15 protein-coding genes are annotated in these 16,328 nt (G+C 50.7%); 11 read left to right on the forward strand and 4 right to left on the reverse strand.

Going from position 1 to position 16,328, the window contains the following annotated elements; all coding sequences use genetic code 11:
- Nucleotides 1-34: 34 nt before the first annotated feature.
- From TX77_RS11705 to TX77_RS11715, 3 genes are read right to left on the reverse strand one after another with little or no spacing between them, the layout of a single operon-like run.
- Nucleotides 35-1,441: a vWA domain-containing protein gene (locus TX77_RS11705; protein ID WP_044505269.1), complete on the reverse strand. Its 1,407-nt coding sequence runs from the start codon at nt 1,439-1,441 to the stop codon at nt 35-37.
- A 5-nt stretch (nt 1,442-1,446) separates the two neighbouring features.
- Nucleotides 1,447-2,520 carry an ATP-binding protein gene (locus TX77_RS11710; protein ID WP_044505270.1) on the reverse strand — a complete coding sequence of 358 codons (1,074 nt, stop codon included), beginning with the start codon at nt 2,518-2,520 and terminating at the stop codon, nt 1,447-1,449.
- Nucleotides 2,521-2,530: 10 nt separating this feature from the next.
- Nucleotides 2,531-3,328: a hypothetical protein gene (locus TX77_RS11715; protein WP_044505271.1), complete on the reverse strand. Its 798-nt coding sequence runs from the start codon at nt 3,326-3,328 to the stop codon at nt 2,531-2,533.
- 321 nt (nt 3,329-3,649) lie between these two features.
- Between TX77_RS11715 and TX77_RS11720 the strand changes: the two genes are divergently transcribed.
- The 8 genes from TX77_RS11720 to TX77_RS11755 all read left to right on the forward strand — a co-directional run bounded on the left by TX77_RS11720 (nt 3,650) and on the right by TX77_RS11755 (nt 11,939).
- Complete coding sequence (locus TX77_RS11720; protein ID WP_044505272.1) at nt 3,650-4,522, forward strand: LysR family transcriptional regulator; 873 nt, start codon at nt 3,650-3,652, stop codon at nt 4,520-4,522.
- Between the two features lie 52 nt (nt 4,523-4,574).
- Complete coding sequence (locus TX77_RS11725) at nt 4,575-5,267, forward strand: iron-sulfur cluster assembly scaffold protein (protein ID WP_044505273.1); 693 nt, start codon at nt 4,575-4,577, stop codon at nt 5,265-5,267.
- 12 nt (nt 5,268-5,279) lie between these two features.
- The gene (locus TX77_RS11730) at nt 5,280-6,290 is read left to right on the forward strand and encodes a GGGtGRT protein (RefSeq protein WP_044505274.1); all 1,011 of its coding nucleotides are present in this window, start codon (nt 5,280-5,282) and stop codon (nt 6,288-6,290) included.
- Between the two features lie 148 nt (nt 6,291-6,438).
- On the forward strand, nt 6,439-7,365 hold the full coding sequence (locus tag TX77_RS11735) for a C40 family peptidase (protein ID WP_044505275.1): 927 nt from the start codon (nt 6,439-6,441) through the stop codon (nt 7,363-7,365).
- 129 nt (nt 7,366-7,494) lie between these two features.
- Nucleotides 7,495-8,844 carry an MFS transporter gene (locus TX77_RS11740; protein WP_044505276.1) on the forward strand — a complete coding sequence of 450 codons (1,350 nt, stop codon included), beginning with the start codon at nt 7,495-7,497 and terminating at the stop codon, nt 8,842-8,844.
- A gap of 129 nt (nt 8,845-8,973) precedes the next feature.
- Nucleotides 8,974-9,894: a substrate-binding domain-containing protein gene (locus TX77_RS11745; RefSeq protein ID WP_044505277.1), complete on the forward strand. Its 921-nt coding sequence runs from the start codon at nt 8,974-8,976 to the stop codon at nt 9,892-9,894.
- Between the two features lies 1 nt (nt 9,895).
- Nucleotides 9,896-11,338 carry a HAMP domain-containing sensor histidine kinase gene (locus TX77_RS11750; protein ID WP_044505278.1) on the forward strand — a complete coding sequence of 481 codons (1,443 nt, stop codon included), beginning with the start codon at nt 9,896-9,898 and terminating at the stop codon, nt 11,336-11,338.
- On the forward strand, nt 11,319-11,939 hold the full coding sequence (locus TX77_RS11755) for a response regulator transcription factor (RefSeq protein ID WP_044505279.1): 621 nt from the start codon (nt 11,319-11,321) through the stop codon (nt 11,937-11,939). The genes TX77_RS11750 and TX77_RS11755 overlap by 20 nt, the downstream gene beginning before the upstream one ends.
- Before the next feature lie 69 nt (nt 11,940-12,008).
- Here TX77_RS11755 and TX77_RS11760 read toward each other — a convergent pair whose 3' ends face one another.
- The gene (locus TX77_RS11760) at nt 12,009-12,962 is read right to left on the reverse strand and encodes a LysR substrate-binding domain-containing protein (RefSeq protein WP_044505280.1); all 954 of its coding nucleotides are present in this window, start codon (nt 12,960-12,962) and stop codon (nt 12,009-12,011) included.
- 224 nt (nt 12,963-13,186) lie between these two features.
- Here TX77_RS11760 and dinB point away from each other — a divergent pair, with 224 nt between their 5' ends.
- The 3 genes from dinB to nagA all read left to right on the forward strand — a co-directional run bounded on the left by dinB (nt 13,187) and on the right by nagA (nt 16,277).
- Nucleotides 13,187-14,362: a DNA polymerase IV gene (dinB, locus tag TX77_RS11765; RefSeq protein ID WP_044505281.1), complete on the forward strand. Its 1,176-nt coding sequence runs from the start codon at nt 13,187-13,189 to the stop codon at nt 14,360-14,362.
- Nucleotides 14,363-14,378: 16 nt separating this feature from the next.
- Nucleotides 14,379-14,666 carry a hypothetical protein gene (locus TX77_RS11770; RefSeq protein ID WP_044505282.1) on the forward strand — a complete coding sequence of 96 codons (288 nt, stop codon included), beginning with the start codon at nt 14,379-14,381 and terminating at the stop codon, nt 14,664-14,666.
- A 453-nt stretch (nt 14,667-15,119) separates the two neighbouring features.
- On the forward strand, nt 15,120-16,277 hold the full coding sequence (gene nagA / locus TX77_RS11775) for an N-acetylglucosamine-6-phosphate deacetylase (protein WP_044505283.1): 1,158 nt from the start codon (nt 15,120-15,122) through the stop codon (nt 16,275-16,277).
- Nucleotides 16,278-16,328 lie beyond the last annotated feature (51 nt).

Raw genomic sequence — 16,328 nt, forward strand, 5'->3', positions numbered from 1 at the left:
CCCACGCGTGCGGTCTTTCTTTGTAATGTGGATATTAGAGCTTACTCGTGTGTTCTTGGTTGGCCATGGAGAAACCTCCGCCTCGGACGTCGTCGAAGTCGAGGCTGGGGTCGTAGTCAGGGAGCTTGGACAAGCGTTTTACAAGGCCATAGGGGTTCTTTAAGGAGAGGGTTTCACCGTGGCCTGAGAGGACCCAGAGGACTTTATAGCCTCGCGGTGATGTTTGAAGTTTTTCTTCTCCTTTGCCGTCCGTGAAGTAGACCAAGAGGTCGATGTTTTGGGTGTTGGCATAGTCGAAGACCGGTGAATAGGCGGTGCCGCCGCGAATGTCCAGGCGGCCTTTCACGTCTTCGAGGTCGCGGATGCGATAGGTCCGGCGAATCTGGTCGTCGCATTCGGCGACGATGATTTCATGGTCGTAGCAACGGACGAGCTGCAGGACTTCACCGATGGCCTGGCGGAATTCGGCGTCGGTGATGCTGCCGCTGATGTCAAGGCCGACGAGGATTTTTGCCGTATGAGAGCGCAGCTTGCCCGGCAGATCGAGGCGGTCCGGCTGGCGGCGGTTGCGTCGCATGGGCGTCCGTTTCCAACTGCTGGTAACCGAACCGATCAGTTTTTTCAGGTACCAGTGCCAGGGAAGGCTGTCTTTGTTGTCTTTTAAAGCCTTTATCATGCTCTCTAAATAGTTGGAGAGGTCGCCCTTTGACGAGGCATCGACGTATTTTTCCGTGAACTTTTTCAAGGTTTCATCGTCGACGGGATCGCTTTCATCCCAAAGTTCGTGGGTCGTAATGGGGTTATAGGAGACGGCGACGGTTTCGTCAGCATCACTTTCCGGTTCCGGCAGATTTTTGTTCTCTGTCCGTATGTCCAGGGCGGTCTGAATCTTATCGACGTAATATTCCAGACTTTCGAAGGGCTTTAGGAGGAGGGAAAAATTGGTGTTGACCCATTCCAAGGTCGTCGAAAAAGGCGGCAGATGGTCGAGGTAGGTATTGACGACGACGTCCATGGCCAGGGTGATGGCTTGCTTGCTGTAGTTTTCTCGCAGTTCCTTGGCTCGGATGAGGTGCAGGGAGACGATGTGAAGGATTTCGTGCTTGATGGTGCTTTCCATCTGTTCCGGCGACAGAGTCAGGAACAGGAGGGGATTGAAGTAGATTTGATAGCGGGTGCCCTTAAAGTTGACACCTGTCGGGGACGCCAAATCGAAGCGGATACTCTTTGTCATCTGGAAGAGAAAGTATCCGAAAAAATTATCCTTGTCTTCCATGAGGTGGCCGTTGATGCGGCCCAGGAAGGCGAAAAATTCATTTTGAAAATCAGCCGGTATCTCCGCTTCCGGATCGGGCCGGACCGAATCTTGGAGAATATTGTCGGCGATTATCGATGCCTGCTGGTAGAGGAGAGTGGCTTCAACGGAAATGGACTGTTTCATCCGTTTTACCGCAGGGAGCGAAAGGCCGCAAAGTAACTGTCGATGAAGTCGGCGTTATCCAAAGCGCAGGCATAGACTTTGGGGTTGGCGGCTTTCATGTCTTTCATGACACCTAAACGAAGATCGACGGGATAGAGGGAAAGGAAGGCGACGAAGCGCGATAATAAGGCCTGATTGTCGCTGTCTTGGGAAAGGTGGTAGTCTAATTGTTTTAGGACGTTTTTGGCCGTAAGGTAGAGGCGGGTATGGCTTTCGCCGGCAACGCGGCCGCTCAATTCCGGAGCCAGGGTTTCGCCGCTGAATACGTCATTATAGGTGATGAGGGGAGAGGCATCGGAGTTGACGAATTGGATGAATTCTTCGGCGATGAGTTTTCCGACGTTGCCGCGGATGACGTTGTGGAAGACGGATTTTGGAATGCTGCCGGAATCATTTTTATAGATGGTGTAGAGCTTTGAAATTCGTTCATAGCTGCGAGGGGTGGCGTTGATATCGTCTTCGTTGGTCTTATCGAGGTACTCCGGATAGGTGGAAATGAATTCCATGACCTTTTCTTCAATGCCGGCCGACGAGGCCCAATCGAGCCACTGCAGGTAATCGGGCTCCATGTACAGCCAAACGAAGCGGTTCTCTTGGGCGGCGTCCATTTCGACGACTTCATAGTCGTAGGCATCGGAGGGGTTCATGGCGGCGATGATGTGGACCGACGGCGACAGGGCGTATCCGTTGATTTCGCGGTTCAAGATGAGGTTCATCAATTCTTGCTGGACGGCGTGGTCGCAGCGATTGATTTCATCGATGAACAAGAGGACCGTTTTGCCCTTAGCGATTTCTTCGTCGATGGTACGAAGTTTATGATGGACGGCGTAGACCGTCGTTCCATTTTCGACGGTCGGAAGGCCGCCGATTTCCCCTTCTTTTAATAAGTTTCCGTCGATTCCGACGAGGCTCCAGTCGTGACGACGGGCCAGTTCGCGGGCAAGGGAGGTCTTGCCGATACCCGTTTCACCGACGAGAAGGGGAACTTCACCGGCAGTGAGAACGAGTTCTACGCTTTTATAGGTATCTGTAAAGTTCATGTCGTTACTCCTATTTCATGGTCAATTTTTCATCTACAGTAATGCGTCGGGCCTTTGGGCTGCCATAGTCATCGACGAGGAGTACCTTGTCGACAGGCGATAAGTCGACGGCGCTGCAGGTAATGAAGTTGCGGACGTATTCTTCGGATACGTCTTCTTGGGCGAGGATAGCCTTGAGGGTATCGCGCCAGTCATCCGGCGTGAGGCTGATATCTTTGGGGATGTATTTACTGACCAGGACGTTGAGGCCCAGGTAGTGGAGAAAATCTTCTTTCCCCAAATTGCGGATGAGCCGCAGGGCTTGGGCATCTTCGACGATGGCCAGGTCCTTTGCTTCGTCCGTCGGATTTTCGATGTAGCGAAGGGCTTCGTAGTTGCCTCGGACGGCGGCCAGTTGGACGTCTTCTGCCGGATCTTTGATGTATTTGACGGCGTCGTAGTTTTTGTTGACGGCGCGGAGCTGCAAATCGTGGCCGGCATCTTTGATGTATTTAATGGCCCAGCCGGACTGGTCTAAGGCGGCGTCGATGAGTTCCTGCGACGGATTTTCGAGGTAGCTTAAATTGTTCCAGCCGGCGCGTACGGCTTGAAGTTTGATGTCTTCTGAGGGATTGTCGATAAACTGGATCGCCCGGGCCGTGTTGGCAATGGCTGCTTCCTGGACGGCAGGCGAAGGATTGGTAATATATTGGAGAGCCTGGCCGTTTAACTGTACGGCCAGAAGCTGCATTTCTTCTGTTGGATTTTCGATTCGCCCAATGACATAAGGATTGTTACGAATCATATTCATATATTGTTCTGTTGTCATATCGGGTACCTTTCCTTGAAATAACAGTTTTTTTTATTTCTATTATACAATAATCATTATTAATAAGATATATTTTGTTGTTATCGATTATAGTTAATATATATTACATCTATTAATAGGGGTACGGCTAAGGATCGTTTGGATATGAAAAAAACAAGAGTAGAGGGAAGCGGTGATTTGGCAGGCCCTTGTTGAGAATACGTTCCATTGGGAACGATGTCGTCCCATCAGTATACGGAAATTGCCCACTTTGTTCTTGATAAAACGACTGAAATATCATAAAATTATCTTATGGAAAACGCAAAGAAAGGAAAGGGTGCCATGTTAGATTTTCGTATCCATACATTTTTGTGCGTTTGCCGTCACATGAATTATACCCGGGCTGCCGCTGAACTCCATATTACGCAGCCTGCCGTTTCTCAGCATATTCGATATTTAGAACGCGAATACGGGGCCAAACTTTTTAGTTACAAGGGGAAACATCTGCAGTTGACACAAGCCGGGCACATTCTCTGGAATGCTGCGACGGCTATTAGTCATGATGATACGCTTTTAAAAGAGCATCTGCATGACTTGCAGCAGCATAACCGCTCCTTGTCTTTTGGCGCGACGCCAACAGCCGGCATGGGAATTCTCGATAAATTGTCACTCATTCTCAAGCAGAATGGAGACATGAATCTTCATATGGAAATTGCCGATGCCGATAAACTGCTCCAGTCCTTAGATAAGGGAAACATTGATTTTGCCATTGTCGAAAGTTCGTTTGATCAAGGGCATTACGATTCGCTTTTATTTTCTACGGAACCCATCGTTGCCGTCTGTTCGGACGGGTACGATACGCCCGTCGAAATGACCTTGTCGGATCTTATGCACCATCGTCTCATCATCGGCGAACGCCATGCCGGTGTCCGGCGGATCTTAGAACGGAAGTTGGCGGAAAAAGGGTACACCCTGGAGCATTTTCCGTCCCGCTATGAAGTGGGCAGCCTGTCCGCTGTAAAAGGGCTGGCCTGCCGCGACTGCGGTATTGCATTCTTATATGAAAAATCAGTTCAAAAGGAACTGGCTGAGGGAAGGCTCAGACGCATCGCCATTACGGACTTTTCCGTTATGCACGCATTTTCATTCTTGTGGCGCAAGGGCAGCATGTACCGCGCTTTGTTTACACAGATATATGACCAGTTGAAAGATTGAGTCGTATACTTGCTGCCGTTTATTTCATAGATTTTGAAAGGGTGAAGAGAACATGTTGTATTCAACAGAAGTTAAGAATATGTGTCCTGTCACAAAGGGAGCATATCATGGACCAGCACCGATTCCGGAAGAAGGCGAATGGGTACAAGTAAAGGAAATTAAAGATGTCAGCGGTTTGACACACGGTGTAGGCTGGTGTGCCCCTCAGCAGGGTGCCTGTAAGCTGACCCTCAATGTCAAAGACGGCATTATCGAAGAAGCCCTCGTCGAAACGATCGGCTGTTCCGGCATGACTCATTCTGCAGCCATGGCTTCGGAAATCCTCCCGGGCAAGACCCTTCTCGAAGCCCTTAATACGGACTTAGTATGTGACGCTATTAACGTAGCTATGCGCCAGCTTTTCCTCCAGATCGTATACGGCCGCACACAGACGGCATTTTCTGAAGGCGGTCTCCCGATTGGCGCCAGCCTCGATGACCTCGGCAAAGGCCTTCGCAGCCAGACCGGCACCATGTTCGGTACGAAAGCGAAAGGCACTCGTTACCTCGAAATGACCGAAGGCTATGTCACCCGCATGGCCCTTGATGAAGAAAATCAGGTCATCGGCTATGAATTCATCCACCTCGGAAAAATGATGGAAGCCATTAAAAAAGGCATTGAACCGGCTAAAGCTATGGAAGATGCTAAAGGTCATTATGGCCGCTTTGAAGAAGCAGCTTCGTACATCGATCCGAGACAGCAATAGGAGGGCAAAACAATGGAATTATTTGAAAGCTACGACAGAAGAATCGATAAAATCCTCGGCGTACTGAAAGAATACGGTATCGGCAGTGTTGAAGAATGCCGCGATATCTGTGCAGCTGCCGGTTTGGATCCTTATAAAATCGTCAAAGACGTACAGCCTATTGCCTTTGAAAACGCCGGCTGGGCTTACACCGTCGGTGCCGCTATTGCCATTAAAACCAATGCGCGGACGGCTGTAGAAGCTGCCAAAGCTATCGGTATCGGTCTCCAGTCCTTCTGTATCCCCGGCTCGGTTGCGGAAGACCGTAAAGTCGGCCGCGGCCACGGCAACCTGGCTGCCATGCTCCTTCAGGATGAAACGAAGTGTTTCTGCTTCCTCGCCGGCCATGAATCCTTTGCCGCTGCTGAAGGCGCTATCGGTATCGTCCGCAACGCCAATAAAGCCCGCAAGGTACCCCTTCGCGTTATCTTGAACGGTCTTGGCAAAGATGCAGCGCAGATCATTTCCCGCATCAACGGCTTCACCTATGTTCAGACCCAGTTCGACTACAAGACCGGCGAATTGAACATCGTTCGTGAAGTACCGTATTCCAAGAGTGAACGGGCTAATGTCCGCTGCTTCGGGGCTGACGACGTCCGCGAAGGCGTTTCCATTATGCACCACGAAGGCGTTGACGTTTCCATTACGGGCAACTCGACCAACCCGACCCGTTTCCAGCATCCCGTTGCCGGTACTTACAAAAAAGAATGTATCGAAATGGGTAAAAAATACTTCTCCGTTGCTTCCGGCGGTGGTACAGGCCGTACCCTCCATCCGGACAACATGGGTGCAGGCCCTGCTTCGTACGGCATGACCGATACCATGGGCCGTATGCACAGTGACGCTCAGTTCGCCGGTTCTTCGTCGGTTCCGGCTCACGTTGAAATGATGGGCTTCCTGGGCATGGGCAACAACCCCATGGTCGGTGCTTCCGTCGCCGTTGCTGTTGCTGTTGAAGGCGCTGCCAAGGCCGGTAAGTTCTAATTCACCTTCGATCCTTAAGAGACTTCACAACTCGGTTGTGAAGTCTTTTTTTCGTATTCACGATAAAGATTAACCTGAAATCTACTAAAAAAGAGAAAAAACTGGTATAATAAACGTATATTTTACAAAGCGGAGAAAGGGGTATTCGATGAATACGACAAAGAAAATAGCAGCCGCACTGGGATTCTGCGTCCTGACTTCCGTATCGGTCGTCGGCGCCACCTTCCATCCCGGTGACCGAGGCGACCAGATTGTCACCATCCAGCAGGCACTGTCCAGTAGAGGCTATGCCGTCGCTGCTGACGGTGATTACGGGGTCTCGACGCAGGCTGCTGTCCGGAAGTTCCAGGAGGACCAGGGCCTGGATTCCGATGGAATCGTCGGAGCTGCGACGTATGCAGCGCTCACCGGTTCATCTATGCCGGAAAATGATGCTGTCGCTTCAGCCTTTGTTACCAAGGCGACGGCAGACAATGAAATCCTCCTTATTCAACAGGCTCTGGTAAATGCCGGATACAATGTCGATGTAGACGGTATTTTTGGCGCCGGCACAGAACGGGCTGTCCGTTCTTATCAAGGCGACCATGGACTTGAAACGGACGGTATCGTCGGTCCGTCGACCTTTTATGCCTTGACGGGGCAGCAGCTTCCGACAGGTCCCATACGCCGTTTCGGCAACGGCGGCTATAACGGTGTACCCCGTATTGCCAGTTCGGAAGCAACCCATATTCTCGACATTGCCAATCAGTATATCGGCGTTCCTTACGTCTTTGGCGGCTCGACGCCGTCGGGCTTCGACTGCTCCGGCTTTACGCGCTATGTCTATTCGGCAGCCGGTATCGACCTGCCCCGGGCCGCGGATGAGCAGTATGACGTCGGTGAATCGGTATCCATGGCCAATTTAGAACCCGGTGACTTGGTCTTCTTCTCGACCTATGAGGCCGGAATTTCTCACGTCGGAATCTATATCGGCAACCATCAGTTTATCAATGCTGCCAGTGACGGAGTCAGCGTATCTGATATGGACAGCAGTTACTGGTCTGCCCGATACGTAGGCGCGAAGCGCATCATGTAGTGTAAGAAAAACTCCTACAGAAAAATCAGAATTTTTCTGCTACCGTTGTTAGAATTTGTTTATTATAATAAAGCCGTACCATACGGATTTATCATTATTCGGATTCATGCAACGGAAGGAGTTTTTTTTATGCTCAATTTAATCTGGAACTTTTTCAGAACGGCACCGGACGCCGTACCAATGACGGATGGCGAGGCCATCAAGAAAAAGTTTAACGCCATGCGTTGGCGCGTATTTGCTTCCATCACAATCGGATATGCTTTTTATTACATCATCCGCCAGAGTTATTCGGTTATTAAGAAGCCGCTTCTGGCATCGGGGATCGTTACGCCGACGGAAATCGGGATCATCGGCTCGGTATTCTTCGTAACCTACGGTCTTGGGAAATTTACCAACAGTTTCCTGGCAGACCGCATGAATAACAAGCGATTCTTTTCCTTTGGCTTGTTCATTTCTTCACTCACTATGGTCGGCATGGGGCTTGTCAATTCCTTCGTTCCCTTAGCCGTCTTGTGGGGTCTTAATGGCTGGTTCCAGTCTTATGGTGCCGGTCCGTCCATTGTCTCCCTGAATCAGTGGTTCAGCAATAAACAGCGCGGAACCTTGTATGGCATCTGGTTTACGAGTCACAACCTAGGCTCATCTTTCGCTTACTTTGCCATTGCTGCCATCGTTTCCATGTACAACTGGTCTATGGGCTTCATTGCGGCCGGCATCATCTCCCTTATTGGGACGGCCTTCATTTACTTCGGTATGAGCGACCGTCCGGAAACGCAGGGACTGCCGAACGGCGCCGTCTATTACGGAGAAAAGACGCAGGAACAGATCGATGCGGAAAAAGAAAAATCAGTCGGCACCATGCAGTGGAATGCCGTCGTCAAGAATCCTGCCGTTTGGATTCTCGGTCTTTCCTCACTCTGTGTCTATATTGCCCGCTATGCCATTGAAAGCTGGGGCGTCGTTTATCTGACGTCGCAGAAGGGCTATGATATGATGGGGGCTGCCGGCGTCATGGCTTATATGCAGGTGGCCGGTATCTTCGGGGCGCTCTTGTGCGGTGTTATTTCAGACAAGTTCTTCAATCACAAGCGCAATATGCCGGCCTTGTTATATGGGATCTTCTATTCCCTGTCCATTGCAGGCTTCCTCTGGGCACCGCAGTCCTTTACTATGGATATGCTGTGCATGACCTTCTACGGCTTCACCATGGGGGCTTTGGTTTGCTACATGGGCGGTCTCATGGCTGTCGATATCGTGCCCAAACGCGTTACCGGTGCGGCTATGGGGATGATCGGTCTCCTCAGCTATGCCGGCGCGGCCCTGCAGGAATTCATTACGGGGAAACTCATGACCATCACCGTCGTCAATGGCGTTAAAGTCTATGACTTCGGACTGGCTACGGAATTTTGGGTCGGTGCAGCCGTCGTCTCGACGCTGCTGGCTCTCCTCGTTTGGAATGCAAAACCGAAAGAAGACTAATGATGAAGGCGTTGTCCCAGGGGACAGCGCCTTTTTTTCGCATAGCCTTGCGGCAGATTGTAAAACCCTACTCAGCCGGGCCGATTCAGGGTATAATAAATGATATAAATTGTATGCAGGGGAGGCATTATGAAACGGGTTATTTCTATGATGCTGCTGACCTTAGCCTGTCTTTTCAGTGCGGCCTGCGCCCATCCTCAGGGCTATATCGACTTTACGCAGCCTGAGGGCACTCGCCCGGCTGTAGAGCAGTCCGGTGTAAAACCGCTTCGCATCGCCTTTGCGTCGGTCATGTCGCCGAGGGAAACGAGGCAGGTGTATCAGCAGATCGTTACTTATATTGCTCAAAAGCAGCAGCGGCCGGCTGTTCTCATCCAGCGCCGGACCTATGAGGAACTGAATGCCCTCTTGGCCAACGGCGACGCCGATATTGCCTTTTCCTCGACAGGCGCTTATGCTGCCTATCAGGGGCAGGTTCCAATCGAACTGTTGGCGATGACCGAGACCAATGGCACGTCCCATTACCAAACGTATATCATCACGGCGGCTGACAGCGATATCCATGATTTTAGTCAGCTTCGGGGCAAGGTTTTTGCTTTTACGGACCCTTTGAGCTATTCAGGCTGTTTGGCCATTAAATTTTTGCTGGCCCGAGATGGAACGACGCCGGAAATCTTTTTCAACCGCTTTTTCTATACCCATGGTCATGACAAATCACTGTGGTCTGTTGCCAATCATCTGGCCGATGCAGCCGGTATCGACAGCCAAATTTATGAGCTCATGGCGGATACCAATCCGGCCCTTTCCAAGGAAGTACGCATCATTGACGCCTTGCCGGAAGCGCCGACCGGACCGATCGTCGTCCGCAGTGATTTGGATCCGGCGGAAAAAGAAGAGCTCCGCCATATCTTTTATACGATGCATGAAGATGCGGATTTAGCCAAGGCCATGAAGAACATCGTCATCGACCGGTTTATTCCGCCGGATTCTGAGGCCTATGAAGCGTTCAAACAGCAGTATCAGGCACAAAAACGATTGGCAGGAACGTAAGATGAGAAACTACACGTTATACGTAAAATTTAATGCCCTCATCGTCGGCACGATTTTTATCTGCGGACTGCTGACGGCGTCGCTGTTCCTCTATTCGACGAGTGAGTACATGAGCCATGAACTCGAGGCATCCGGGAAGGAACTGGCCGTGTCCATCGGACAGGTCGTCAGCAATGACATCCTCGTCGACGACCGTTTTGATATGACCGAGCAGCTGCTCCATGCTCAAAAGACGAACGACCAGGTCCGCTACATTCTGGTGACCTATCCGGACGGACGTATTCTGGCCAGTACTTTTACGGACGGACTGCCGAAGGGCCTTCCGGAACGGCGGGATATGACTATGGAAGGCGTCGGGCAGGCAGTGACTTTTGACAGCACCGAAGGCTATATCCGAGAAATTCTCGTTCCCATCGACGGCGGTTTAGTCGGATATTTTCGAGTCGGTCTGTCCGAGCGGCCCATGATGCAGCTCATGTGGAAGCGCTTTGTCGAGACGATGCTGATTATCCTGGCAATCTGTCTGGTGGCCTCTGCTTTGGCTACGCGATATGCCCGGGCTTTTCTGCGCCCCGTTCAAGCTTTGGCGAAAGCCATTCGTCAAATCGGCCGCGGGAATTACAATGTTCGCGTTTCCGTCGAAACGAAAGACGATGTCGGTCAGTTGGCTAAGGCTTTCAATGTCATGAGCAACCGTCTGTCGGTCAAGGATCGGGAAAACTCGAAACTTTTGACGGCCCTTCGGGAAAAGGAGAAGAATCGAGTTTGGCTCATCGATCAGCTGTTTTCGGCTCGTGAAGATGAACGGCGCCGTATTTCACGAGAGCTCCACGATGAAACGAGTCAGTCTATGGTATCGATCTTAGCCTACCTGCGGCTCATTCAGGACCGGACTGAAAGTCCCGACGTGCGGGAATTGGTGACCGGTGTCCGTGAATTGACGAGAGAGACTCTGGAAAGCCTGCGCCATTTGGCGGTCAACCTCCATCCGCCGCTCCTCGACGATTTAGGCCTCATCGTAGCCATTGAAAAATATCTCGATACGTATCGGCAGACCCAGCCGAATCTTTCCGTGTCTTTCTGTCATGACGGCGATATTGCTAAAGTGTCGCGGCCAGTTGCTTTATTTTGTTACCGCATGGTGCAGGAAGGGCTGACCAACATCGCTCGCCATGCCCAAGCTCATACAGTGACGATTGAACTGAACATTCTGCCGTCGTCCTTGTCTTTACGTATTGCCGATGACGGCGTCGGTTTCAGTGCCGCCCGGGCTGAGCAGGCACGGCTTGATAATCATTTAGGGCTGGTCAGCATGCAGGAACGGACTGACGTGTTGAATGGCACTTTTTATATCGACGGCCGACCGGGGAAGGGAACGACCCTGACCATAATGCTGCCGTTACATCTGAGTGAGGAGATAGAAGATGAACATACTATTGGCTGATGACCACCGCATTTTGCGGACGGGCCTCAAATTATTGTTAGCTTCGCAGGACGACTGCAAGGTCGTTGCCGAGGCCTCTAACGGACAAGAAGTCCTCGATATACTGGAAGAGACAGACGTCGATGTCGTCCTTCTTGATCTATCGATGCCGGTCATGAACGGCATCGACTGTTTACGGGAAATCCGTCGCCGCCATTATGCAGTGAAGGTCCTGGTCCTTACCATGTACAGCGAGCAGGAGTACGTGACTGAATTGATGCAGCTCGGTGCTGACGGGTACTTGTGCAAAGATACCCTTGATGCAGAGCTCTTTAAAGGCCTTCGTGCCGTCGCTTCCGGCGAGCGTTATCTAAGTGAACGCGAAGCCCGGAGTCTCCTTAACGGTGTCTTAGCAGAGAAAAAAGATATGCCGACCTTGTCGGAACGGGAGCAGGAAGTCCTCGTTGCCTTAGTACACGGCCATTCGCTGTCGTCTATCGGGGATACGCTGCACCTTTCGGTAAAGACCGTGTCGACGTATAAAACGAGGCTTATGCAAAAGCTCAATTGTAAGACGAAGTCAGAGCTTGTAGATTATGCCTTAAAACACCACTTGATGTAAGTCTTTTGGGCATAAAGAAAGCATTGCCCGCAGGCAATGCTTTCTTTATTGATATTTACGGCAGACAGCTTAGTCTTCACTAGGCGTGTCCGACAGGAAAGGCTGGTCGGCAGCTTCATTTTGAATCATCGTACTGGCATCTTTGAAATACTCTTTAAAGGACTGGACCCAGGTCCGGGACGGATGGGAGAGGTATCCCTTGCTTTTCCAAATGAGGGCCAGCGTCCAGTACAGGTGTGGTTTGACCAAGGGAACGGATACAGCAAGATCCGGCGAAATGCGCTGACAAATGGTGTGCGGCATGAGGGAAATGCCCAGTTTGCCCGATACCATCTGGGCCAGGAAGTCCCAGTTGCTGGAACGGCAGACGATTTTCGGATGGGCCATGATTTCCTGAAACGCCGAGCGCAGATAGGGATTCAGCGAAAATCCATTGGGATAGAAGACGAAGGTTTCGTCTTTGATATCGGATAAGGTCAGGGACGGACGGGAGGCCAGGGGATGATCCGGCCAGAGGACGACGTCGAGAGGCTCTTCATGGAAAATGAAGAATTCATAAGGGATTTCCGTCGTAATCGGCAGGGCGACGAAGCCGACCTGGATGAGCCCATCGTCGATGGCTGAGACGACGTCTTGGGAGCCGACTTCCTTCATTTCCAATTCGATTTTGGGATAGGTATTGATGAAATGAGCGATAAACGGCGCGATGACAGACGACCCGATCATGGGCGGGACCCCGACGGACAACTTGCCGGAATTGAGGAGCTGCGGCGATTCCATTTCTTCATTCAACTGGGTAAAGCCCTTGATGAGTTCTTCGATTTTAGGAAGCAAATAGGAACCCGTTTCCGTCAGCTCTACATTTTTACCCTTGCGGTCAAATAATTGCACACCCCAATGTTCTTCCAGGGCCTTGATGCCCTTGCTGATAGACGGCTGGCTGATGTGCAGGGATTTTGAAGCCTTTGTGAAGCTTTTTTTGTGAGCGACTTCGATGAAGTATGTCAATTGGAATAAATCCATAATATACTATTTCACCTCTCTTTAGTATTCTTATAGTTTACCATATTACGGATTGAAAATCCAATGATGTGCAGTCTCGTTAATTAGCGTAATGACGCCATTTTTACAGAAAATTTGATTTCCGGCACCGGTCCCAAAGTCTTGCGGCCGAGCCGTACCGGGAAGCGCCGTATTTACAAGATGTCTCTCGTGTATCATAATAGAGAGTATAAAGGAGGGAGCTTATGGCAACGCGATGGATTATGCACGTCGATATGGATGCGTTTTACGCGTCTATTGAACAAAGAGACAATCCGGCCTTGAAGGGACTGCCCGTCGTTGTCGGCGGCCTTATGGACCGCGGCGTCGTAGCAACTGCATCCTATGAAGCGCGGCGCTATGGCATCCATTCGGCCATGAGCATGAAGGCGGCACGGAGACGCTGCCCGAACGGCGTCTTTTTACCGGTACGGATGGCGGCCTATCGACGGGTGTCGCATCAGATCCGCTTGATTTTATCTCACTATTCTCCCTATATCGAACCCTTGGCTCTGGATGAAGCTTTTTTGGACGTATCCGGCATGGAACGCCACTATCCCAATATCGTCGATATCGGAAAAGCCGTCAAAGACGAGATTTTTCGGACGACGGGCCTCGTCGCCTCGGCAGGGATTGCGCCCAATAAATTTTTAGCGAAACTGGCTTCGGATTTAAGAAAACCGGATGGCTTAGTTTGGATTCCCTATGGGACGGAACAAGCGGTATTGGCGCCGCTGCCGATCAGTCGATTATGGGGCGTCGGCAAGGTGACGGAAGAAGCTTTAAAGAAGGGCGGATACCATAGGATCGGCGATATTTCGGCGTCCAGCCCGGAGGCCTTAAAACCCCTCTTAGGCAATCAGGCCGAGCGCATTTACCGATTATCTCTCGGTCAGGATAAGCGACCTTTGGAGGTACGGCGGCGGCCTCAGTCGGTTGGAAATGAGCATACGTACAGCCGTGATTTGACCCTGCCTTCTGAAGTCGATGAACAGTTCCGCCTCTTAGCCAATGAAGTGGCCTGGCGGCTGCGTCAGAGCCGGCTCATGGGACGGACGATTACGATCAAGATCCGCTATGCGTCCTTTAAGACCGTTACCCGGTCGCTGACTCTTAGCGATATGGGGACGGCGTCGGAAGAACAATTATATTTTTCGGCAAAAAGATTGTATAATAAGGATAAAGGACATGAGCCAATCCGACTGCTGGGTCTCACCGTCAGCCAGCTTCAGCCGTATCAAGTCCAGGGCGATTTATTTTCCGAAGACGAGGAAACGAAGGAGAAAGTCATCGAGGCCATCGATAAACTGCAGCAGCGATTCGGTCGTACGGCCATTATGAAAGGGTTTTTGTGGGAAATGTCCCATGAGAAGGATACGTAAAAAAGGAGTTTTAGCCATGGCAATTTTTAAAGTCGTCGCCCATACCGGTGACAATAACAACGGGTATATCGAGTATAATACGGAAACGAAGGAGCTGGGCGTTCATCTGAATGATGAAGCTGTCAACGAACGCGCCCGGGAGTATTTGACGACCGAGCGGGTCCTGCATCAGTATACGGACCTTTCGCAGTATAAAACCATCAGTGCCGTTCCGACGTCGAGCTTGGAAACGTTGAAATTGGCCATGTGTTATATGTGGCGGGCGACAGGTGTCCACATCGATTGGAGCCGTCCCGTCGAATAAGACAGCTTTAAAAGCATTCACAATGTATCCACATTTTCTGTGTACAACAGTGACAGAAATGTGGATATTTTTTTGGAATCCGCATAGTTGCGCTGATTTTTTTCAGTGGATACTTATATCAAGTGATGTTGGGAAATGTGGATAAGTCGCGCGGATAAATATATATCCCCAGAGGAAACACAACGATAACGGCATGGTTGAGCGATTGTACGTGGGAGAACAAATGAACAAAGTGATGTGTATAATTCCTGTAGAAATGTGGATAAGTTGATTCGGAGATTTACACACAATATGTGGATAGATTGTGGAAAGATATCCACAGGAGGACAAAGCATAAAAACGCCATTTACGGACCTATTCACAAGTTATCCACTTTACATATCCACAATTTCCACAGATTTTACGTTTGTGGTATACTGGAAATAGTGAATACGATTTTAGGAGGAATTTATTATGAAAGCAATTTTCGACGGACTGATTGTCCTGCCGAATGAAATTGTCAACGGACATGTTATTCTGTATGAAAAGGATATATGGCGCATCGTTCCGCGTAAGCAGTTCAGAGCCGGCATGTGCTCGGAATTCATCGATGCCAACGGCGGTTTTGTCGTCCCCGGCTTTATTAATGAACATATTCACGGCTGTGCCGGTGCCGACGTCATGGATGACGACGATCAGGCTTTGCCGACGATTCAGCAGGCCCTGCCGGCGACGGGCGTTACGTCCTTTGCAGCGACGACGATGACCATGGAACAAGGTGTCATTGAAACTGCTTTGAAACGGATTAAAGCTGCAAAAGAAAATTACACCGGCGGGGCGCAGGTCCTCGGCGCTCATCTGGAAGGCCCTTTTGTAAGCCCCCTCTATAAGGGGTCCCAGTCCGAAGACTGTATACAGGATCCGGATTTTTCCTGGTTGGAACCCTATGGGGACATCATTAAAATCATTACCTTGGCTCCGGAACAGTTAAAGAATAAGCAATTTTTAAAGGCTTGTAAGGATCGGGGCATCGTCGTATCTCTCGGCCATTCGGGGGCTTCTTTTGAACAGGCTATGGATTGTATGGACACCCTCGGCGACTGCCATGTCACCCATCTGTATAATGCCATGACGCCCTTCCGCCACCGCGAACCGGGCCTTGTCGGAGCGGCTCTTCTCCATAAAAACGCCTGCTGTGAATTGATTTGTGATGACCTCCATGTTCACCCGGCGGCACAGAAGTTGGCCTATCAGATAAAAGCCCGCGACGGACTCATCTTGGTCACCGATTCGATGCGGGCCTGTCTCCAAGGCGACGGCGAATCGAGTCTTGGCGGCCAGAAGGTCTTTGTAAAGAATGGTGAAGCCCGATTGGCTGACGGGACTTTGGCTGCTAGTGTGGCCCCCATGAACGAAGTTGTCCTCCATTTCCTTATCAATTCGGGGGCATCCCTTCCCGATGTCGTAGCTATGGCTACCATCAACCCGGCGAAAGCCCTCGGGGTGTACGATCGGATCGGCTCTCTGGAAGCAGGCAAACAGGCCGATATCGTCGTCTTGGACAGCAACGACTTCCATGTAAAATCGACGGTCGTCGCCGGTGAATTGGTTTATAACGAACCGATACAATAAAATCTATTATATGTAATGAAAAGAAGGCCAAGGTGCTTTGTTCCCTTGACC

Origin of the sequence: Megasphaera massiliensis (assembly GCF_000455225.1) — a bacterium.
Classification (GTDB): domain Bacteria; phylum Bacillota; class Negativicutes; order Veillonellales; family Megasphaeraceae; genus Megasphaera; species Megasphaera massiliensis.